Source organism: Micromonospora sp. WMMB235, assembly GCF_001855515.1.
Taxonomy (GTDB): Bacteria; Actinomycetota; Actinomycetes; order Mycobacteriales; family Micromonosporaceae; genus Micromonospora; species Micromonospora aurantiaca.
In genome coordinates, this window is the sequence record NZ_MDRX01000001.1 from 1883571 (window position 1) to 1907362 (window position 23792).

The window sequence follows — 23792 nt, forward strand, 5'->3', positions numbered from 1 at the left end:
TACTGGGGACAACGGTCAGGAATCGGTTCCGTCAAGCGCCAGCCTGACGAGGGTGTCGGTGTCGAGGTCGTCGAGGTCCAGGGCCTCGTCGGTGGGCTCGGCCCCGGTACCGCCGTCGGCGTCGGCGAGGTTGAGCAGCAGGTCCAGCAGCCCCGCCTCGCGCAGGCGAGCCAGCGGTATCGCCGCGAGCGTCTGCCGGACGGCCGCCTCCGCCGGGTCGCCGTCGTCCGCCTGCGCCGCCTCGGGCAGCAGGCCGTCGAGCAGGTTCTCGGCGAGCACGGCCGGGGTCGGGTGGTCGAAGACGAGGGTCGCGGGCAGTGACAGGCCGGTGGCGCCGGTGAGTCGGTTGCGCAGCTCGACCGCCGTCAGCGAGTCGAATCCGAGTTCCTTGAACGCCCGCTGGGGCTTGACCCGGTCCGTGCCCGCGTGGCCGAGCACGGCCGAGGCGTGGGTACGGACCAGGTCGACCAGGTGCCGGACCCGCTCGGGGCGGGGCAGGGTGAGCAGGTGCTCCCGCAGGGCATCGGCAGCGCCGGGCTGCTGCTCCCCGGCGTGGGCGTGCAGCGCCTCCCGGGCCTCGGCGATGTCGTCGAGCAGCGGCCGGGGGCGGGCCGAGGCGTACGCCGGGGCGAAGACCGCCCAGTCGACGTCCGCCACGGTCAGTGCCGCCCTGGGCAGGCCGGCGGCGTACCGCATGGCGTGCACGGCGTCGGCCGGCGCCATGGCGGTCAGGCCGCGCCGGGCCAGCATCTGCTGGGCTTCGCCGGTGGCCATGCCGCCGTCGGCCCACGGTCCCCAGGCCACGGACGTCGCCGCCAGGCCCCGGCCGCGCCGCTGCTCCGCGAGCGCGTCGAGGAAGGCGTTGCCGGCGGCGTACGCGGACTGTCCGCCGCTGCCCCACACCCCGGCGATGGAGGAGAAGAGCACGAACGCGTCCAGCGGCCGGTCGCCGAGCAGGGCGTCCAGGTGCAGCGCGCCGGCCACCTTGCCGTCGAGCACGCCCGCGAACGCGGCCAGGTCGGTGTCGGCGATCAGACCGGATTCGCCGGCGCCCGCCGCGTGGACCACGGCCGTCAGCGGTGCGGGATCCTCGTCGAGGCGGGCCAGCAGCTCCGCCACCTGGTCGCGATCGGCGACGTCGCAGGCCACGACCGACGCCCGTACGCCCTGGGCGGTGAGCTCCTCGCACAGCTCGGCCGCCCCGGGGGCGCGCTCGCCCCGGCGGCTGGTCAGCACGACGTGCTCCGCCCCGTCGGCCGCCGCCCAGCGGGCCACGTGCGCGCCCAGCGCGCCGGTGCCGCCGGTGACCAGCACGGTGCCGGACGGCCGCCACCGCTGCGCCGCGTCGGGAACGGTAGGTGCCGAGCGGACCAGGCGACGGACGAACACCCCGGAGGGGCGCACGGCCAGCTGGTCCTCGTCGCCGGCGCCGGTCACCACCCGCACCAGCCGGTCCCAGGCCGTCGCGTCGACCTGCTCGGGCAGGTCCACCAGCCCGCCCCACAGGTGGGGGTGTTCCAGGCCCGCCACGAGCCCCAGGCCCCAGAGCCCGCTCTGGGCGACGGCGTGCACGGTGTCCCCGTCGCCGGTGCTGACCGCGCCCCGGGTCAGGCACCAGAGCCGGGTCGTCGCCCCGGTGTCGTGCAGCGCCTGGAGCAGCAGCAGCGTGGCGGCCGCCCCGACCGGCACGGCCGGGTGGGCGGGGTGCGGCTGGTCGCGGAGGCCGAGCAGGGAGAGCACGCCGGTGACGGGGCCGTCGGCCAGCGCGTCGCCCAGCCGTCGGGCGAGGCCCGCCCGGTCGGTGCCGACCGGGTCGACGGTGAGCCGGACCACGTCGGCGCCGACCTCGGCGAGGGCCTTGGTCACCGCCTCCGCCCGGGTGCCGTCCGCCAGGTCGTCCTGCGCCGTCACGAGCAGCCACACGCCGGGCCGCGCCGGTTCGGCGGTGATGTCGGTGCGCTTCCATCCGACCCGGTACGACCACGCGTCCAGGACGGCCCGCTGCGTACGCGCCCGGTGCCAGTTCGACAGGACCGGCAGGGCCGGGGTGAGGGCGTCCAGGGCGGTGCCGTCGTCGCCGAACTGCGCGGCGAGGGCGTTCAGGTCGCCGCGTTCGACGGCGTTCCAGAAGTCGGCGTCGCCGCCGTGGGTCGCCGTCTGTCTCGGCCGGCTCGCCGGCTCGGGCCAGTACCGCTCGCGGTGGAAGGCGTACGTGGGCAGGTCGACCCGGGCGGCACCGGTGTCGGTGAACCACTGCGTCCATGACACCGGCACGCCGTGGACGTGCAGCTCGGCCAGGGCGTGCAGCAACGCCTGCGTCTCGGACCGGTCCCGGCGCTGCACGGCCACCGCGAGCGCGTCCTCGGCGAGCACGTCGGCGTTCATCGCGGTCAGCACACTCTGCGGGCCGACCTCCAGGAACGTGTCCACCCCAGCAGCCCGCAGGGCAGCGACACCGTCGGCATAGCGCACAGCCTCCCGCACATGCCGCACCCAGTACTCCGGGCTGCGGATCTCCTCGGTGTCAGCCAGCGCACCGGTCACATTCGACACCACCGGCAACAACGGCGCCGCGAAAGCCAGCCCCTCCAGCACCGCCCGGAACTCCGCCAGCATCGGCTCCATCAACGGACTGTGGAACGCATGACTCACCGCCAACCGACGCGTCCGCACACCCCGCCCACGCCAGACCCGCTCCACCGCGTCGAGAGCCTCGACGGCACCCGACACCACCACAGCAGCCGGACCGTTGACCGCCGCAACACCGACGTCCGCCAACCCCGCGAGCGAATCCCCCACCGCCGCCTCGTCCGCCGCCACCGCCAACATCCCGCCACCCGCCGGCAACGCCTGCATCAACCGACCCCGCGCCGCCACAAGCTCACACGCATCCGCGAGCGACAACACCCCCGCCACATACGCCGCCGTCACCTCACCGATCGAGTGACCGGCCACCACGTCGGGAACGATCCCGAACGACTCCACCAGACGGAACAACGCCACCTCGACCGCGAACAACCCGGCCTGCGTGAACACCGTCTGATCCAACAACTCCGCCTCAGCAGTCCCCGCCGACGCGAACAACACCCCCCGCAACGGACACGGCAACAACGAATCCAGATGTCCGCACACCTCATCCAACGCCGCCGCGAACACCGGGAACCCGCCATACAACTCCCGGCCCATACCCACACGCTGCGCACCCTGACCCGAAAACAACAGCGCAAGCTGACCACGCTGACCCGCCGCGCCGGTCACGACAGCTCCCGACGGCTCGCCGGCCGCCACGGCCGCGAGACCCGCCAACAGCTCATCCCGGCTCGCGCCGGACACAACCGCCCGGTGCTCCAGCACAGACCGCGACGCCACCGACGACCACGCCACATCCACCACACGCGGAGCCTCGCCGGCCGCCAGCCACCCCGCCCACCGGCCCGCCTGCGCCGACAGCCCGGCCACGTCGCGGGCCGACAACAGCACCGGCACCACCGCCGGCACCTCGCGCGCGACGACCTCACCCTCGATCGTCCCGGCCGGCGGCTGCTCGATGATCACATGCGCGTTCGTGCCGGAGATCCCGAACGACGACACCGCCGCCCGACGCGGACGGTCCACCCGCGGCCACGGAGTGGGCTCGGTGGCCAGGGCCACCGCCCCCGCCGACCAGTCGATGTGCGGGGACGGCTCGTCCACGTGCAGGGTCGGCGGGACGAGGCCGTGGCGCATCGCCATGACCATCTTGATCACGCCGGCGACACCGGCTGCCGCCTGTGCGTGCCCGATGTTCGACTTGACCGAGCCGAGCCACAGCGGCTCCCGCCCCTGCCGGTCCTGCCCGTACGTGGCCAGGACGGCCTGCGCCTCGATCGGGTCACCCAGCGTCGTGCCCGTGCCGTGCGCCTCGACCACGTCCACATCGGACGGCGACAGCCGCGCCGACGCCAGCGCCTGCCGGATCACCCGCTGCTGCGACGGACCGTTCGGCGCGGTCAGACCGTTCGACGCACCGTCCTGGTTCACAGCGCTGCCGCGTACGACCGCCAGGATCCGCCGTCCCTCACGCTGGGCGTCCGACAGGCGCTGCACCAGGAGCACGCCCACACCCTCGGACCAGCCCGTGCCGTCGGCCGACGCGGCGAACGACCGGCACCGGCCGTCGGCCGACAGGCCCCGCTGCCGGGAGAACTCCACGAAGGTGCCGGGCGTGGCCATCACCGTCACGCCGCCGGCCAGCGCCAGGTCGCACTCGCCGCTGCGCAGCGCCTGCACCGCGAGGTGCAACGCCACCAGGCTGGACGAGCAGGCCGTGTCCACGGTCACCGCCGGGCCCTCGAGCCCGAACGTGTACGCCACCCGGCCCGACAGCACGCTGCCCGAGTTGCCGGTGCCGATGTAGCCCTCGACCTCGGGCGTCTCCATCAGGCGCGTCGAGTAGTCGTGGTAGATGACGCCCGCGAAGACACCGGTCCGGCTGCCCCGCAGGCCCGACGGGTCCAGGCCCGCCGACTCGAACGTCTCCCAGGACGCCTCCAGCAGCAGCCGGTGCTGCGGGTCCATGGCGAGGGCCTCGCGCGGCGAGATGCCGAAGAAGCCGGGGTCGAACTCCGCCGCGCCGTACAGGAAGCCGCCGTGGCGGGTGTACGAGGTGCCGGCGTGGTCGGGGTCCGGGTCGTACAGGGACTCCAGGTCCCAGCCCCGGTCGGCCGGGAACTCCCCGATGCCCTCCCCACCGGTGCTGACCAGCCTCCACAGCTCGTCGGGAGACTCCACCCCGCCGGGGTAGCGGCAGGCCATGCCGACGATCGCGATCGCCTCGTCGGCGTCGCCGGTCGTCGCCTCGTCGGCCGCGACGGCACCGGGCCGGGTGCCGGCGAGTTCCGCGTACACGTGGGCCGCCAGGACCTGCGGGGACGGGTAGTCGAACACCAGGGTCGAGGTGAGGCGCAGGCCGGTCGCGCCGTTCACCCGGTTACGCAGCTCGACGGCGGTCAGCGAGTCGAAGCCCAGGTCCTTGAACGCCCGGTCCGCCGGCACCGCCTCGGCGCCGCCGTGCCCGAGGACCTGCGCGACCAGGCCCCGGATCAGCTCGTCGACCTGTGCGAGGCCCTCCTCGGCGCTGAGCCCGGTGAGGCGCTCGGCCCAGCCGCCGGGGGCGCCCTGGCCGGCGCGGCGGCGGGTCGTCGCCACGTCGACCAGGTTGCGCAGCATCGGCGGTACGACCGCGCCGGCGGCTGCCGCCCGCAGCGCGGGTACGTCGATCGCGGCCGGCACCAGCACCGCCCGCTCCGCCCCCACGGCGGCGTCGAAGAGTTCCAGGCCGGTGCGGGCGTTCATCGGCCGCAGGCCGGCGCGTGCCGTACGGGCCCGGTCGTTGCCGCCGATCGACGCGGCCATGCCTGCCGTGTCCCACATGCCCCACGCCAGACTGACCGCCGGCAACCCGAGCTGCCGCCGATACACCGCCAACCCGTCCAGGAACGCGTTACCCGCCGCATACGCCGACTGACCCGGCGAACCCAGCACACCAGCAACCGACGAGAACACCACGAACAAGTCGAGATCCAGACCCGCCGTCGCCTCGTGCAGGAACCAACCCGCCGACACCTTCGGCGCCAACACCCCCGCCAACCGCTCCGCCGTCAGCCCCTCCACCACACCGTCATCCAGCACACCAGCGGTGTGCACCACACCCGCCAGCCGACCCTCTGCGGCGACCTCGGCCACCAGCGCGCCGACCTGGTCCCGGTCCGTCACGTCACAGGCAACGACCCGCACCGACGCACCCAACGCCGACAACCGCTCCGACAGCTCGCCCGCACCGGCGGCCTCCGGACCGCGCCGCGACACCAGCACCAGCGACCGCACGCCGTGCACCGACACCAGGTGCTCCGCGACCAACGCACCGAGCGCACCCGTACCGCCGGTCACCAGCACCGCACCGTCACCCACGACCGGCGTCTCCACCGACGCCGGGGCGACCGCACGCACCAGACGCGGCACGAACACCCCACCCGAGCGGACGGCCAACTGGCCGCCGGCCGGGTCCGCGGCGAAGCGGGCCAGGACGCCCAGCGTGCCGGGGTCGATCGCGTCGTCGACGTCGGCCAGGACGATGCGGCCCGGGTGCTCGGACTGCGCGGAGCGCAGCAGGCCCCACACCGCCGCCGCGGCCAGGTCGGTCACCCGGTCCCCGTCGCGGACGGCCAGCGCGCCCCGGGTCACCACCACGAGCTTCGAGTCGGCCAGCGCGTCGACGGCCAGCCACGCCTGCACCAGGCCCAGCACGTCGGCGGTGACCGTGCGGACGGTCCGCGCCGGGTCGCCGTCGTCGGCGGGCGACGCGGCCGGCGTGAAGAGCAGCAGGCGCGGCGGGGCGATGCCGGCGTCGATGGCGGCGCGCAGCTGCCGGATCGTCTCGGCGGACGGGCCGCCGGGGACGCCCGGCAGGGCCGGCCCGCCCAGCACCGCCCAGCCCGACGCGTCGTCGACCGGGTCGGCCTCCTCGGCCTGCCAGGCCACCTCGAACAGGGAACGCGACGCCGCGCTCGGGGCGGCCACGCCGGTCAGCTCCCGCAGGACGAGGGAGTCCACCGACACCACCGGCGCGCCCGCCTCGTCGCGGGCGGTCAGCCGCACCGCGGAGCCGTTGCGGGTCAACCGCACCCGCAGCAGCCTCGCGCCGGAGGCGTGCACCTGCACGCCCTCGAAGGCGAACGGCACGCGCGGCCCGCCCGGCTCCTCGGTGCCGGGCAGCAGCCCGATCGGGTGCAGGGCGGCGTCCAGCAGCGCCGGGTGCACGCCGAAGCGCGCCGCCTCGGTCGCCGCGTCGTCCGGCAGGACCACCTCGGCGAAGACGTCGTCCTCGCCGGTCCACACCCGGCGCAGCCCCTGGAACACCGGCCCGTACGACAGGCCGTGTTCGAGCAGCGCCGGGTACCAGCCGGTCAGGTCCACCTCGGTGGCGCCGGCGGGCGGCCAGGCGGCCGGCTGCGGTTCGTCGGCCGTGGCCGGTTCCAGCACGCCCTCCGCGTGCCGGGTCCAGCCCGCCTCGGGATCGTCGTCGGGGCGGGAGTAGACGGCGACGGGACGCTGCGGGGACTCCGACGTGGACACCCGCACCTGGATCCGTACGGCGCCGGACTCGGGGAGCACCAGCGGCACGAGCACCGTCAGGTCCCGCAGCCGCGGCAGGTCCGCCTCGTCGCCGGCGCGGACGGCCAGCTCCACGAGGGCCGTGCCCGGAACGAGCGTCACGCCGGAGACGACGTGGTCGGCCAGCCAGGGGTGGGTGGTCGGGGAGATCCGGCCGGTCAGCACGATCTCGTCGTCGCCGGCCAGGTCCACGGCAGCGCCGAGCAGCCCGTGCTCGGCCACGCCGAGGCCGGCGCCGCTGACGTCGCCGGCGCGCAGCCGGCCCACGGCCGGCCAGAAGCGCTGCCGCTGGAACGGGTACGTCGGCAGGTCGACGGGGCGGGTTCCGGCCGGCAGGAGCGCGGTCCAGGTGACCGGCGTGCCGTGCGCGTACAGCTCCGCAAGCGCGTGGACCAGCGACGCCGGCTCGGGTCGGCCGGGGCGCAGGGTCGCCACGACCGTCGCCGCGTCGTCGTCCGGCAGGCAGGCGCCCACCATGCCGGCGAGCACCGCGTCGGGGCCCAGTTCGAGGAACGTACGGACGTTGCGCTCACGCAGGCTCGCGACCCCGTCGGCGAACCGGACGGTCTGCCGTAGGTGGCGGACCCAGTAGTCGGGGGTGCCGATCTCGTCGGGGTCCGCGATCCGGCCGGTCAGGTTCGACACGATCGGCAGGACGGGCCAGTGGAACGTCAGCCCGTCGAGCACCTGCCGGAACTCGGCCAGCATCGGCTCCATGAGCGGGCTGTGGAACGCGTGGCTGACGGTCAGCCGGCGCGTACGCACACCCCGGTCCGTCCAGGCCCGCTGCACCTCGTCGAGGGCCTCGGCGGCGCCGGAGACCACCACGGCGGTGGGGCCGTTGACGGCGGCGACGCCGACCCGGTCGGCGAACGGGACGATCGACTCGGCCACCGCCGCCTCGTCGGCGGCGACGGCGAGCATGCCACCACCAGCCGGCAAAGCCTGCATCAGCCGACCCCGCGCCGCGACCAGCGCGCACGCGTCGGCCAGGGAGAGCACGCCCGCCACGTGCGCCGCCGCGATCTCACCGATGGAGTGCCCGGCCACCAGGTCCGGCACGACACCCAACGACTCGACCAACCGGAACAGGGCCACCTCGACCGCGAACAGGCCCGCCTGGGTGAAGACCGTCTGGTCCAGCAGCTCCGCCTCAGGCGTACCCGCCCCGGCGAACAACACCTCCCGCAGCGGGCGCGGCAGCAGCGGATCCAGGTGAGCACACACCTCGTCCAGGGCCGCGGCGAACACCGGGAACGCCCCGTACAGCTCACGACCCATACCGGCGCGCTGCGCGCCCTGACCGGAGAAGAGGACGGCGGTGCGGCCGCTGCGGGCGATTCCCCGCACGACGGCGGCCGAGGGCTCGCCGTCGGCCAGCGCGCCGAGGGCGGTGAGCAGTCCGGCGCGGTCGCCGGGCAGCAGCACGGCGCGGTGCTCGAAGGCGCTGCGGGCGGTGGCGAGCGCCCGGCCGACGTCGGCGACGGTCAGGTCCGGCTCGCCGTCGACGAGGGTCCGCAGCCGGCGCGCCTGCTCGTGCAGGGCGGCGGCGTCGCGGGCCGACAGGACGCAGGCGACGAGGTCGCCCGGGACGCCCGTGGCGGGTGCGGCCTGCGCCGGGGCGGGCTCGGGGGCCTGCTCGACGATGGTGTGGGCGTTGGTGCCGCTGATGCCGAACGACGACACCGCCGCGCGGCGGGGCCGGTCGACGGCCGGCCACGGCCGCGCCTCGGTGAGAAGGGCGACCGACCCGGCCGTCCAGTCGATGTGCGGGGACGGCTTCTCGGCGTGCAGAGTCGGCGGCAGGATGCCGTGCCGCATCGCCAGCACCATCTTGATCACACCGGCGACACCGGCCGCCGCCTGGGCGTGGCCGATGTTCGACTTGACCGACCCCAGCCACAGTGGATGGTCCTGCGGTCGGCCCTGCCCGTACGTGGCCAGCAGCGCCTGTGCCTCGATCGGGTCTCCGAGGGCGGTGCCGGTGCCGTGCGCCTCGACGGCGTCGACGTCGGTGGTGGCGAGCCGGGCGTTGGCGAGCGCCTGCCGGATCACCCGCTGCTGGGCGGGGCCGTTCGGCGCGGTCAGGCCGCTGCTGGCGCCGTCCTGGTTGACGGCGCTGCCCCGGACGACGGCGAGCACCCGGTGGCCGTTGCGCTGCGCGTCGGAGAGGCGCTCCAGCAGGAGCATGCCGACGCCCTCGGCGAAGCCGGTGCCGTCGGCGCCTGCGCCGAACGCCTTGCACCGCCCGTCGGGCGACAGGCCGCGCTGCCGGGAGAACTCGGTGAGCATGCCGGGGGTGGACATGACGCTCACCCCGCCGGCGAGGGCGAGGCGGCACTCGTCCTGCCGCAGCGCCTGGGTGGCCAGGTGCAGCGCCACCAGCGACGACGAGCAGGCGGTGTCGACGGTGACGGCGGGGCCCTCCAGGCCGAACAGGTACGAGATGCGGCCGGAGGCGACGCTGCCGGCGCTGCCGTTGCCGACGTGGCCGTCCAGGTCGTCGGTGCCGCCGGCGGCCTGGGAGGCGTAGTCGTGGTAGATGAGCCCGACGTAGACGCCGGTGCTGCTGCCCCGCGCCGAGTGGGGGTCGATCCCGGCCCGCTCGAATGCCTCCCAGGAGGTCTCCAGCAGCAGCCGCTGCTGCGGGTCCATCGCCAGGGCCTCGCGGGGGGAGATCCCGAAGAAGGCGGCGTCGAACTGGGCGGCGTCGTGGAGGAAGCCGCCCTGCCGCGGTACGGCGTCCGGGTCCTGGTCGCCGGCGCGCAGGTCGTCGAGGTTCCAGCCCCGGTCGGTGGGGAAGGGCGAGATGACGTCGGTGCCGGCGGTGACCACGTCCCACAGCTGCTCGGGGGTCTGCACGTCGCCGGGGAACCGGCAGGCCATGCCGATGATGGCGATCGGTTCGTCGAGGGCGGCGGCGGTGCCGGCCGCCACGGGCCGGTCCACGGTCGCCGCGCCGCCGAGCTCCCGGTCCAGGAACTCGGCGAGCACCACGGGGGTCGGGTAGTCGAACGCCACGGTCGCGGGCAGCCGCAGGCCGGTGGCGGCGGAGAGCCGGTTGCGCAGTTCCACCGAGGTGAGCGAGTCGAAGCCCAGTTCCTTGAAGGCGCGCTGGGCGTCGACGGTCTCGGCCGAGCGGTGCCCGAGCACTGCAGCCACGCTGGTGGCCACCAGGTCGAGCAGGTGGGAGCGCCGCTCCGCCGGGCCGAGCGTCGCCAGCCGGTCCCGTACGGAGGCGGTGTCCGCGAGGCCGCGCCCCACCGCGCGCCGGGCCGGTCCGCCCGCGCGGACGAGGTCCCGCAGCAGGCTGGGCACGTTCTGGCCGGTCGGCCGCGACGCCGGCGGCAGGTTCATGAGGACGAGGTGCGCCGCGTCGCGCTGTCGCGCCAGCTCGTACAGTGCCACGCCCTGCCGGTCGGTCAGCGGGGCGCTGGTGGCGCGGATCGCCTTGCGGTGCTCGCTGCCGCCCAGGTGGGCGGTCATGGCGCTGCTGGTGGCCCACAGCCCCCACGCGATGCTGGTGGCGGGCAGCCCCTGCTCGCGCCGGTGCTCGGCGAGGGCGTCGAGGAACGCGTTCGCCGCCGCGTAGTTGCCCTGCCCCGGCGAGCCGAGGGTGGCCGCCACCGACGAGAACAGCACGAACGCCGACAGGTCCAGATGCGCGGTGGCCTCGTGCAACACCCAACCCGCGTCCACCTTCGGCGCCAGCACCGTACGCAGAGCGGACTCGTCCAGCGAACCGATGGTCGCGTCCGCGATCACCCCGGCGGTGTGCACCACAGCCGTCAACGGGTGCGCCGGGTCCACCAGTTCCAGCAGCCGGGTCACCTGCGCGGGGTCGGTCACGTCGGCGGTGCCGGCGGTGACCCGGGCGCCCGCGCGGGTCAGCTCGTCGACCAGCTCCCGGTAGTGCTCGGGGCCACGGCGGGAGGCCAGCAGCAGGTGCCGAGCCTGGCCGGTGGCGACGAGGTGCCGGGCGAACACGCCGGCGAGGGCGCCACCGGCGCCGGTGACGAGCACGGTGCCGTCCGGGTCGGCGGGGGCGGGCACCCGCAGGACGACCTTGCCGATGTGGCGGGCCTGACTCATGTGGCGCAGTGCCTGCCGGGCCTGGCGTACGTCCCACGCCCGCAGGGGCAGCGGGCGCAGCGCGCCCCGCGCGAACAGGTCGAGCAGCTCGGTGAGCATCTCCCCGATGCGTCGGTGCCCGGCCTCGTTGAGGTCGAACGCGCGGTAGACCACGCCCGGATGCCCGGCGGCGACCGTTTCGGGGTCGCGTACGTCGGCCTTGCCCATCTCCACGAACCGGCCGCCGCGCGGCAGCAGCCGCAGCGACGCGTCCACGAAGCCACCGGCCAGCGCGTCGAGCACCACGTCCATCCCGGCGCCGCCGGTGGCCGCCCCGAAGGTCTGCTCGAACTCGGTGGTCCGCGACGACGCGATCCGCTCCTCGGCCACCCCGAGTTCCCGCAGCACGCCCCACTTGCCGGGGCTGGCGGTGGCGTACACCGTCGCGCCCCAGTGCCGGGCGAGCTGGATCGCGGCCATGCCGACGCCGCCCGCGCCGTTGTGGATCAGCACCGACTCACCGGCCCGCAGGTCGGCCAGGTCCCGCAGCGCGTAGTACGCGGTCAGGAACACCACCGGCACGGAGGCGGCCTGCGCGAAGGACCAACCGGCGGGGATCCTCGCCACGAGGTCGCGGGTGGCGATCACCTCGGGGGCGAAGGCCGGCTCGAACATGCCGAGCACGCGGTCGCCGGGGACCAGGTCGGTCACGCCCGGGCCGACCTCGACCACGACGCCCGCGCCCTCGCTGCCCAGCACGGCCGCCGGATCCGGGTACATGCCCAGCCCGATCAGCACGTCACGGAAGTTCACGCCGGCCGCGCGCACCGCGATGCGCACCTGACCCGCGTCCAGGGCGACGGAGGTGGCGGGCACCATGCCGACACCGTCGAGGGTTCCGGGGCTGACCGCCCCGACCCGCCACAGTCCGTCCGGCGGGACGAGTTCGTCGGCGGCCTGGCCGGCGGGCCGGCCCAGGCGGGGCGTGCGCACCTCGTCGCCGCGTACGGCCACCTGGCCGCCGGTCGGCGAGGGGTTCTCGGCGACGGCGGCGAGCACGGCGAGGGTGGCCGGGGTGAGGTCCCCGTCGACGTCGGCGAGGACGATCCGCCCCGGGTGCTCGGACTGCGCCGAGCGCAGCAGACCCCAGACCGCCGCGCCGGGCAGGTCCCGCACCGCGTCCGCCGGGGTGGCGGCCACCGCCGCGCGGGTCAGCACCACGAGCGTGGTGTCGGTCAGCGCCTCGCTGTCCAGCCAGCAGTGCAGCACGGCCAGGACACGAGCGGTGGCCGTACGGACTTCGTCGGGCAGGTCGCCCCCGGGGGTGCCGGCGGGCACGGAGACCACGAGCGCGCGGGGCGCCTCGACCGTGCCGGCCGCGACCGCCGCGGTCAGCTCGTCGACGGTCGGGAACACCGGCGTGGCGAGGCCCGCCGGGGCGGGTCCGTCGCCAAGCAGCGCCCAGCCGGTGACGTCCCGCGCCGGGGTGACCGCCTCGACCGGCCACGTCACCTCGAACAGCGACCGCTGCGCGGCCTCCGCGCCGGTGGCGTCGGTCATCTCCCGCATGGCGAGCGACTCGACTGACACCACGGGCGCGCCGGACTCGTCGCCGGCCACCAGCCGCACGCGCGAGCCCGCCCGGGTCAGCCGTACCCGCAGCGTCCTGGCGCCGGAGGCGTGCACCTGCACGCCCTCGAACGCGAACGGCACGCGCGGTCCGCCGGAGCGCTCGGCCGTCAGCAGCCCGACGGGGTGCAGGGCGGCGTCCAGCAGCGCCGGGTGCACGGCGAAGCCGGCGGCGTCGTCGGCCGCCTCGTCCGGCAGGGCGACCTCGGCGTACGCCTCGTCGCCGGCGGTCCACAGCCGCCGCAGGCCCCGGAACGCCGGCCCGTAGGCCAGGCCGCGCTCCGCGAGCGCCGGATACCAGCCGGCGAGGTCCACCTCGGTGCCCCCGGCCGGCGGCCAGGAGCCCAGCGTCGGCTCGTCGGTGGCCTGCTCCAGCAGACCGTCGGCGTGCCGCGTCCAGGAGTCCCCGGGGTCGCCGTCGGGCTGCGAGTGCACCGCCACGCTCCGGGTTCCGGAGCCGTCGGCCGCGCCGACGCGCACCTGCACGCGGACCGCGCCCGGGTTCGGCAGCACCAGCGGCGCGGCGACGGTCAGCTCCCGCACCCGGGAGGTGCCGACCTCGTCGCCGGCGCGCACCGCGAGCTCGACCAGGGCCGTGCCCGGCAGCACCACGGCGCCGCCGACCACGTGGTCGGCCAGCCACGGGTGCGTGGACGCCGACAGCCGGCCGGTCAGCACGACCTCGTCGTCGCCGGCGAGGCGCACCGCCGCGCCGAGCAGCCCGTGCCCGGCCGCGCCCAGCCCCGCGCCCGACACGTCGCCGGTGGCGGAGCGGTCCAGCGCCGGCCAGAACCGGTCCCGCTGGAAGGCGTACGTGGGCAGGTCGACAGGGGTGGCGCCGGAGCCGGCGAAGACGCGCGACCAGTCGACGGGCACACCGGCGACGTGCAGCTCGCCGAGGTTGGCCAGCAGCTGCCGCGGCCCGTGCTCGTCGCGGCGCAGCGAGCCCACCACCACGCCGCCGCCGGCCGCCCGGTCGAGCGCGTCCTGCACGGCGATCTTGAGTACGGGGTGTGGGCTGACCTCGACGAAGGTCCGGAAGCCCTGCTCGATCAGCTGGTCCACGACCGGTGCCAGCCGGACCGTTTCCCGCAGGTTGCGGTACCAGTAGTCGGCGTCGAGCCCGGCGGTGTCGATCGGCTCGCCCGTGACGGTGGAGTGGAAGGCCACGGTGCTGGTGCGGGGGTCCACAGTGCCGAACCCGGCGGTCACCTCGTCGCGGATCGGGTCGACGTGGCCGCTGTGCGCCGCGAAGTCGACGGCGACCTGGCGGGCGCGGACGTCGCGCTCGGCGCAGTGCGCGAGCAGCTCGGCGACCGACGCCGAGTCGCCCGCGACCACGGTCACGGCGACGCCGTTGAGGGCGGCGACGGAGAGGCTGCCCCGCCACGGCGCGATGAGCCGCTCGGTGTCGGCGGCCGGGAGCGGGACGGAGACCATGCCGCCGCGACCCGCGATCGCCAGCAGGCCGCGGCTGCGCGCCACGACGAGCCGCGCGGCTTCGGCGAGGGTCAACGCGCCGGCGACGCAGGCCGCGGCGAGTTCCCCCTGCGAGTGCCCGACGACGGCGGCCGGTTCCACGCCGCACGAGCGCCAGAGCTGCGCGAGGGACACCATGACGGAGAAGAGCGCGGGCTGGACCACGTCCACCCGGTCCAGGGGTGGCGCGCCGGGCGCCTGCCGCAGCACGTCCTCCAAGGACCAGTCGACCAGCCGGGACAGTTCCTCGGCGCACTCGCCCATCCGCTGCCGGAAGACCGGCGAGGTCTCCATCAGGTCCAGCGCCATCGACGTCCACTGGGAACCCTGGCCGGGGAAGACGAAGACGACCTTCGACGCGGCGTCCGCGCCCGCCGGGGAGCTGTCGCCGTCGGCGAGGGCGGCCAGGCGGGCGAGCGCGTCGTCCCGGTCGGCGGCCACGACGACCGCCCGGTACGGGTGGTGCGCCCGCTGGGTGGCCAGGGAGAAGCCGAGGTCGCGCGGGTCGAGGCCGGCGTCGCCGGCGAGCCGTTCGCCGAGGCGGGCGGCCTGCGCCCGGAGCGCGCGGGGGCTTCTGCCGGAGACCGGCAGGGGTACGGCGGCGGGCCCGACCAGGCCGGGAACGTGCCCCGCCGGCGCGGGCGTCGCCGGGGCCGGCTCGTCGGGCGCCTGCTCGATGATGGTGTGCGCGTTGGTGCCGCTGATGCCGAACGACGACACGGCGGCCCGGCGCGGCCGGTCGACGGCGGGCCACGGCCGGGCCTCGGTGAGCAGGGCGACGGCCCCGGCGCTCCAGTCGACGTGGGGCGAGGGCTGGTCCACGTGCAGGGTCGGCGGCAGCACGCCGTGCCGAATCGCCAGCACCATCTTGATCACGCCGGCCACCCCGGCCGCCGCCTGGGAGTGGCCGATGTTCGACTTGATCGAGCCGAGCCAGAGCGGCTCGCCGTCGGCGCGGTCCTGCCCGTAGGTGGCCAGCACCGCCTGCGCCTCGATCGGGTCGCCGAGGACGGTGCCGGTGCCGTGCGCCTCGACGGCGTCCACGTCGGCCGGGTCGAGCCGCGCGTTCTCCAGGGCCTGGCGGATGACCCGCTGCTGGGACGGGCCGTTCGGGGCGGTCAGCCCGTTCGACGCGCCGTCGGAGTTGACCGCGGAGCCGCGCAGCACCGCGAGCACCCGGTGGCCGTTGCGCCGGGCGTCGGAGAGTCGCTCCACGAGCAGCATGCCGACGCCCTCGGACCAGCCGGTGCCGTCCGCGCCGGCGGCGAACGCCTTGCACCGCCCGTCGGGGGCCAGCCCGCCCTGCCGGGAGAACTCGGAGAACATGCCGGGCTGCGCCATGAGTGCCACCCCGCCGGCCAGGGCCATGTCGCACTCGCCGCCGCGCAGCGCCTGGGCGGCGAGATGTAGCGCCACCAGGGACGAGGAGCAGGCGGTGTCGACGGTGACCGCCGGGCCTTCGAGGCCGAACATGTAGGCGACCCGTCCGGAGGCGACGCTGCCCGCCGTGCCGGTCAGCAAGTGCCCCTCGAGGCCGTCCAGGTCGTCACGTCCGCTGGTGGCGTAGCCGGAGGAGGCGGCGCCGACGAAGACACCGGTGGCGGTGCCGCTGAGGGCGGCGGGGTCGATGCGGGCGTACTCGAAGCTCTCCCAGGCGGTCTCCAGCAGCAGCCGCTGCTGCGGGTCCATGGCGAGGGCCTCGCGGGGGCTGATGTTGAAGAAGCCGGCGTCGAAGTCGGCCGCGTCGTAGAGGAAGCCGCCCTGGTGGGTGACGGTGCCGCCGGCCTGGTCGCCGTCCGTGCCGTACAGCCGGTCGAGGTCCCAGCCGCGGTCGGCCGGGAAGTCGCCGACGGCGTCGGCCCCGGAGGTGACGAGCTGCCACAGCTGCTCGGGGGTGGCGACGCCGCCCGGGTAGCGGCAGGCCATGCCGATGATGGCGATCGGCTCGTCGGCGTCTGCGGTGACGACCGTACGGACGGTGGCGCCGGTGCCCGTGGCCGGGCGGAGCTGCGCGAACAGGTGCTCGGCCAGCCGGGCCGGGGTGGGGTGGTCGAAGGCCAGCGTGGCGGTCAGTCGCAGCCCGGTGGCCGCACCGAGGCGGTTGCGTAGTTCCACCGAGGTCAGCGAGTCGAAGCCCAGGTCCTTGAAGGCCCGGGCGGCGGGAACCGACTGCGCCGAGGCGTGCCCCAGCACCGTGGCGGCCTGGCCGCAGACCAGGTCGACGAGCGCCTGGCGGGCATCGGCCTCGGACAGGCCGTCGAGTCGCTCCCGCCACGACGCGCCGGCGGTCGGCCGGTCGCCGGCGGTACGGCGTCGGCCGCCGCCACGCAGCAGGTACCGCATCAGCGGCGGCACACCGCTGGCCTCGCCGGTGACGTGGAGGCGGGCCGCGACGACGACCGGTCGGGCGGCCGGCAGGGCGGCGTCGAAGAGTTCGGCGCCCTCGGCCGGGGAGAGCCGGCTCATCCCGACGCGCCGCAGCCGCTGCTGGTCGTCGCCGTCGAGGTGGGCGGTCATCGTGCTGTCGGTGGCCCACATGCCCCAGGCGATGCTGGTGGCGGGCAGCCCCTGCTCGCGCCGGTGCTCGGCGAGGGCGTCGAGGAACGCGTTCGCCGCCGCGTAGTTGCCCTGCCCCGGCGAGCCGAGGGTGGCCGCCACCGACGAGAACAGCACGAACGCCGACAAGTCCAGGTGCGCGGTGGCCTCGTGCAACACCCAACCCGCGTCCACCTTCGGCGCCAGCACCGTACGCAGAGCGGACTCGTCCAGCGAACCGATGGTCGCGTCCGCGATCACCCCGGCGGTGTGCACCACAGCGGTCAACGGGTGCGCCGGGTCGATCCCGGCGACCAGCTCGGCGACCTGGGCGGGGTCGCTGACGTCGACGGCCACGGCGGTGACGTCGGCGCCCGCGTCGGTCAGTTCCCGGACCAGGGTGGCGTACGCGTCGTCCCGGCCGGGTGCGCGGCGGGAGGCCAGCAGCAGGTGCCGGGCCTGGCCGGTGGCGACGAGGTGCCGCGCGAGCACGCCGGCCAGGGTTCCGGCCGCGCCGGTGACCAGCACGGTGCCCTCGGGGTCCACGGGCGCGGGGATGCGCAGCACCACCTTGCCGACGTGGCGGGCCTGGCTGACGTGCCGCAGTGCCTGCCGGGCCTGACGCACGTCCCACGCCCGTACGGGCAGCGGGCGCAGCGCGCCCCGCGCGAACAGGTCGAGCAGCTCGGTGAGCATCTCCCCGATACGGGTGCTGCCCGCCTCGTTGAGGTCGAACGCGCGGTAGACCACGCCCGGATGCCCGGCGGCGACCGCCTCCGGGTCGCGTACGTCGGCCTTGCCCATCTCCACGAACCGGCCGCCGCGCGGCAGCAGCCGCAGCGACGCGTCCACGAACTCACCGGCCAACGCGTCGAGCACCACGTCGACGCCGGCGCCGCCGGTGGCCGCCCCGAAGGTCTGCTCGAACTCGGTGGTCCGCGACGACGCGATCCGCTCCTCGGCCACCCCGAGTTCCCGCAGCACGCCCCACTTCCCGGGGCTCGCCGTCGCGTGGACGGTGGCGCCGAGGTGGTGGGCGAGCTGGATCGCGGCCATGCCGACGCCGCCCGCGCCGTTGTGGATCAGCACCGACTCACCGGAACGCAGCCCGGCGAGGTCCCGCAGCGCGTAGTACGCGGTCAGGAACACCAGCGGAACCGACGCGGCCTGGGTGAAGGACCAGTCGGCGGGCATCCTGGCGATCCGCTGCCGGTGTGCCACCGCCTGCGGGCTGAAGCCGAGTTCGAACATGCCGAGCACGCGGTCGCCGGGAGCCAGGTCGGTCACGCCCGGGCCGACCTCGACCACGACGCCCGCGCCCTCGCTGCCCAGCACGGCCGCCGGATCCGGGTACATGCCCAGCCCGATCAGCACGTCACGGAAGTTCACGCCGGCCGCGCGCACCGCGATGCGCACCTGGTCCTCGCCCAGCTCGGCGGGCGCGGCCGGCACCGGCGCGATCCCGTCCAGTGTGCCGCCGGTGACGGGGGCGAGGTGCCACGGGCCGGGCGGCGGCGTCAGCTCGTCGCCCGCGGGTCGCGCCAGCCTCGGCACGAGGGTCCGCTCGCCACGCACCGCGAGCTGGCCGCCGGAGACCGACGGGTCGACCGCCGCCCCGGCCAGCACGGCGAGGGTCGCGGCGGTCAGCTCGCCGTCGACGTCGGCGAGGACGATCCGCCCCGGGTGCTCGGACTGCGCCGAGCGCAGCAGGCCCCAGACGGCGGCGGCGGCCAGGTCGCCGACCCGGTCGTCGTCCGCGGCGGCCACCGCGCCGCGGGTCACCACCACGAGCTTCGACTCCGCCAGCGCGTCGGCGGCGAGCCAGGCGCGCAGCACGTCCAGGACGGAGCCGGTGAGCGTCCGTACGGCCTCCGGCACGGCGACGCCGGGGTCGCCGGTCGGCACCGGCAGCAGCACCTGCCGGGCCGTGGTGCCGGCCGCCGCCAGGGTCGCCACGTCCGCGAAGACCGGCAGCTCCGCCAGCGCGGCCGGGACGGCACCGCCCAGCGCCGCCCAGCCCGCGAGGTCGTCCACGCCGTCGATCTGCTCCGCCTGCCAGGTCACCTCGTACAGCGAGCGGGCGGCGGCGCCCCGGGTCGCCGTCGCGGTCATCTCGCGCAGCACCAGCGAGTCCACCGACACCACCGGCGCGTTCGAGCCGTCGCAGGCGACGAGCCGCACCCCGGAGCCGTCCCGGGTCAGCCGCACCCGCAGCGTCCGGGCGCCCGAGGCGTGCACCTGCACGCCCTCGAACGCGAACGGCACGCGCGGGCCGCCCGTGGCCTCGGCCGCGAGCAGCAGCGCCACCGGGTGCAGCGCGGCGTCCAGCAGCGCCGGGTGCACCCCGAACGCGCCCGCCTCGCCGGCCGTCCCGTCCGGCAGCGCCACCTCGGCGTACGCCTCGCCGTCGGCCGTCCAGGCCCGCCGTACGCCCTGGAACACCGGCCCGTACGACAGGCCGTGCTCCGCCAGTGCCGGATACCAGCCGGTCAGGTCCACCTCGGTCGCCGCCGCCGGCGGCCACTCGCCGAGGCCCGGCTCGTCGGTCGACACCGGTTCGAGCAGGCCGTCGGCGTGCCGCACCCACTCGGTCTCGTCGTCCTCGGGCTGGGAGTACACGGACACCGTCCGCACGGCGGCTTCGTCGGCCGCGCCGACGCGCACCTGGACGCGTACCGCGCCGGACGCGGGCAGCACCAGCGGCGCCGCCACGGTCAACTCCCGTACCCGCGACGCGCCGACCTCGTCGCCGGCGCGGACCGCCAGCTCCACCAGGGCGGTGCCCGGCACCACCACGGCGCCGGCGATCACGTGGTCGGCCAGCCACTGGTGCGTCGACGTCGACAGCCGGCCGGTCAGCACCACCTCGTCGTCGCCGGCGAGCCGCACCGCCGCGCCGAGCAGCGGGTGCCCCGCGACGCCGAGGCCGGCGCCCGACACGTCGCCGACCCGCCACGGCAGCACCTCGGGCCAGAACCGCTCCCGCTGGAAGGCATACGTGGGCAGGTCGACCCGGGCGGCGCCGGTGTCGGCGAACCACTCCCGCCAGGACACCGGCACCCCGTGCACGTGCAGCTCGGCGAGGGCGTGCAGCAGCGCCTGCGTCTCGGGCCGGTCCGGGCGCTGGGCGGCGACGGCGAGCACGTCGTCGCCGGGCAGCGCGTCGGCCGTCATCGCGGTCAGTACGCTCCGCGGCCCGACCTCCAGGAACGTGTCGACCCCGGCGTCGCGCAGCGCGGCGAGCCCGTCGGCGTAGCGAACCGCCTCGCGGACGTGGCGAACCCAGTAGTCCGGGGTGCGGATCTCGTCGGCGTCGGCGAGCGCACCTGTCACGTTCGACACCATCGGCAGCGTGGGCGCGGCGAAGGTCAGCCGCTCGACGATGCCGCGGAAGCGCTCCAGCACCGGCTCCATCAGCGGGCTGTGGAACGCGTGGCTGACGGTCAGCCGGCGGGTACGCGCGCCCCGGTCCCGCCAGACGCGCTCGACCTCGTCGAGGGCGTCGACGGCGCCGGAGACCACGACGGAGGCCGGGCCGTTGACGGCGGCGATGCCGACCCGGTCGGTCAGCCCGGCGATCGACTCCGCCACGGCCGCCTCGTCGGCGGCCACGGCGAGCATGCCCCCGCCGGACGGCAGCGCCTGCATCAGCCGGCCCCGCGCCGCCACCAGCAGGCAGGCGTCCTGGAGCGACAGCACCCCGGCCACGTGCGCGGCGGCGATCTCCCCGATCGAGTGCCCGCCCACGTAGTCCGGCGCGACGCCCATCGACTCGACCAGCCGGAACAGCGCCACCTCGACGGCGAAGAGTCCGGCCTGGGTGAACGCGGTCTGGTCCAGCAGCTCCGCCTCGGCGGAGCCCTCCGGTGCGAACAGCACCTCCTTGAGCGGGCGCGGCAGAACCCGGTCGAAGTGCCCGCACGCCTCGTCGAGGGCGGCGGCGAAGACGGGGAACTCGGCGTACAGCTCGCGGCCCATGCCGGCGCGCTGCGCGCCCTGGCCGGAGAAGAGCACCGCCAGCGGACCCCGGTCCCCGGCCTGGCCGGCGACCACGATGCCCGACGGCTCGCCGGCCGCCAGGGACCGCAGGCCCGCCAGCAGACCCGTGCGGTCCCCGGCGAGCAGCACCGCGCGCCGGTCGAGCGTCGTGCGGGCCACCGCCGAGGAGAAGGCCACGTCGAGCGGGCGCTGTCGCTCGTCGCCGGTCAGCCGGCGGACCCACCGGTCGGCCTGGGCGGCGAGCGCGGCCGGCTGCGCGGCGGAGAGCAGCACGGGCACGACGGTGGGACGACGGGACCAGGTGGCGTCGTCGCCGGCCGGGTCGGGGGCCGGCGCCTGCTCCAGAATCAGGTGGGCGTTCGTGCCGCTCATGCCGAAGGACGACACGCCGGCCCTGCGGACGTGCTCGCCGCCGGCCCACGGGCGCGCCTCGTCGAGCAGGGCCACCGCGCCGGTCGACCAGTCGATGTGCGGTGAGGGCCGGTCCACGTGCAGGGTGGGCGGCAGCACGCCGTGCCGCATCGCCATCACCATCTTGATGACGCCGCCGGCGCCGGCCGCGGCCTGGGGGTGGCCGATGTTCGACTTCAGCGAGCCCAGCCACAGCGGGCGGTCGGCGGTGCGGCTCTGCCCGTACGTGGCCAGCAGCGCCTGCGCCTCGATCGGGTCGCCGAGCCGGGTGCCCGTGCCGTGCGCCTCGACGGCGTCCACGTCGGACGGGCTGAGCCGGGCGTTCTCCAGCGCCTGCCGGATGACCCGCTGCTGCGAGGGGCCGTTGGGGGCGGTCAGCCCGCTGCTGGCGCCGTCCTGGTTGACGGCGCTGCCCCGGATCACCGCCAGGACGGGGTGCCCGTTGCGCCGGGCGTCGGAGAGCTTCTCGACGAGCAGCATGGCGACGCCCTCGGACCAGCCGGTCCCGTCGGCGTCGGCGGAGAACGCCTTGCACCGCCCGTCGGAGGCGAGCCCCCGCTGGCGGGAGAACTCGACGAAGGCACCCGGCGTGGCCAGCACTGTGACGCCGCCGGCCACAGCGAGGGAACACTCGCCGTCGCGCAGGGCCTGACCGGCGAGGTGCAGGGCGACCAGCGACGAGGAACAGGCGGTGTCGATGGTGACGGCCGGCCCCTCCAGCCCGAAGGAGTACGCCAGCCGGCCGGACATGACGCTCGCGGCGGTGCCGGTGAGGACGTAGCCCTCCGTGCCCTCGGGCAGTTGCCGCAGCACGGACGTGTAGTCCTGCCCCGCGGTGCCGACGAACACCCCCGTACGGCTGCCCCGCACCGACGCGGCGTCGATGCCGGCCCGCTCGAAGACCTCCCAGGTCACCTCGAGCAGGAGTCGCTGCTGCGGGTCCATGGCCAGCGCCTCGCGCGGCGAGATCCCGAACAGGGTCGGGTCGAACAGGCCGGCGTCGCGCAGGAAGCCGCCCCGGTTGCTGTACGTGGTGCCGGGGTGGTCGGGGTCGGGGTCGTAGAGCCCGTCGAGGTCCCAGCCCCGGTCGTCGGGGAACGTGCCGGTGGCGTCCACCCCGCCGGCGACGAGGTCCCAGAGGTCCTCCGGTGAGGCGACGCCGCCGGGGAAACGGCAGGCCATGCCGACGATTGCGATCGGCTCGGCGTCCTCGTCCTCCAGCTCGGTCAGGCGCCGACGCGCCAGGCGGAGCTCGGAGGTCACCCACTTCAGGTGTTCGAGGAGCTTGTCTTCGTCCGCCATGACCCACCCGCCCAGAGCTTGCTATCGATCGGAATCTGCCGATTCGTTGACCACACCACCGCCGACGGCCGGCTTCGTGCACAGGTGGGCGGAGACGCGGCCGTTCGGCTCACCGACCCCACACCTGTTCCTGATTCCGGTTGTCGTGCCTGCTCAGGCGCCCGCCACGCCGGACAGGTCCGCCGACACATGCCCGCCACCGTGACTGGACGGTACTGAGCGCCAAAGGCCCGCCCAACCCCTAGAGAACCCCTGATCGACCGGCCCGCGAGCGGCGTCGCGGCAGGCCCGGCGAGCGGCGGTGACCAGCGCCGCGAGGGCCGCTCAGGCGGGCTGTCCGGCGGCCGACGGCAGGATGCGGCGCAGTCGGCCGGGAGGCGTCGAGCGGCGGCGCCACTCCCGTGGGTAGCCGACCGAGACCTCTTCGAACCGGACCCCGTCGTACCAGGTGGTGCGCGGGATGTGCAGGTGGCCGTAGACGGCGACGCGGGCGTCGAAGCGGACGTGCCAGTCGGCCGTGGCCTCGGTGCCGCACCACTGGGCGAACTCGGGGTACCGCAGGATCCGGGTGGGCTCGCGCACGAGCGGGAAGTGGTTGACCAGGACGGTGGGCAGCCCGCCGCGCTCGGCGGTCAGCCGCCGCTCCGTCAGGGCCAGCCGCGCCCGGCACCAGGCGTCCCGCGTCGGGTACGGGTCCGGATGCAGCAGGATCTCGTCGGTGCAGACCACGCCGACCTCGTGGGCCCGTGCCAGGGCCTGCTCCTTCGTGTACGTCCCCGGGGGCCGGAAGGTGTAGTCGTAGAGCAGGAACAGCGGCGCGATCAGGACCGGGTCGTCGCCCTGCTGGTCCCAGACGGGGTACGGGTCCTCCGGGGTGATGACCCCGAGCCCCCGGCACAGTTGCACCAGGTGCTGGTAGCGCGCGTCCCCCCGCAGCTGGATCGGGTCCTCGCGGGGAGTCCACAGCTCGTGGTTGCCGGGGGCCCAGATGACCTTGGCGAAGCGGCGGCTGAGGAGTCCCAGCGCCCACTCGATGTCGCCGACGAACTCCCCGACGTCGCCGGCGACGACGAGCCAGTCGCCGTCGCGCTCCGGCCGCAGCCGCTCGACGATGGCCTTGTTCTCCGCGTGCACCACGTGCAGGTCGCTGATGGCGAGCAGTTGAGGCAAGCCGGATCCGGCCATGCGGACCTCCCGTCCATCCGGGGTACCGC

2 protein-coding genes are annotated in these 23792 nt (G+C 75.6%); both read right to left on the reverse strand.

Annotation, left to right across the window (positions count from 1 at the left end):
- Positions 1–15: 15 nt before the first annotated feature.
- Positions 16–22578, reverse strand: a complete 22563-nt coding sequence (locus BFV98_RS07715) for a type I polyketide synthase (RefSeq protein WP_071095642.1) — start codon at positions 22576–22578, stop codon at positions 16–18.
- 324 nt (positions 22579–22902) lie between these two features.
- The gene (locus tag BFV98_RS07720) at positions 22903–23763 is read right to left on the reverse strand and encodes a metallophosphoesterase (RefSeq protein ID WP_013285631.1); all 861 of its coding nucleotides are present in this window, start codon (positions 23761–23763) and stop codon (positions 22903–22905) included.
- Between the last annotated feature and the right edge of the window lie 29 nt (positions 23764–23792).

Bases quoted from the DNA above. Each gene is read 5' to 3' on its own strand.
- BFV98_RS07715 (WP_071095642.1), bottom strand. From the start codon at position 22,578: ATGGCGGACGAAGACAAGCTCCTCGAACACCTGAAGTGGGTGACCTCC.
- BFV98_RS07720 (WP_013285631.1), bottom strand. From the start codon at position 23,763: ATGGCCGGATCCGGCTTGCCTCAACTGCTCGCCATCAGCGACCTGCAC.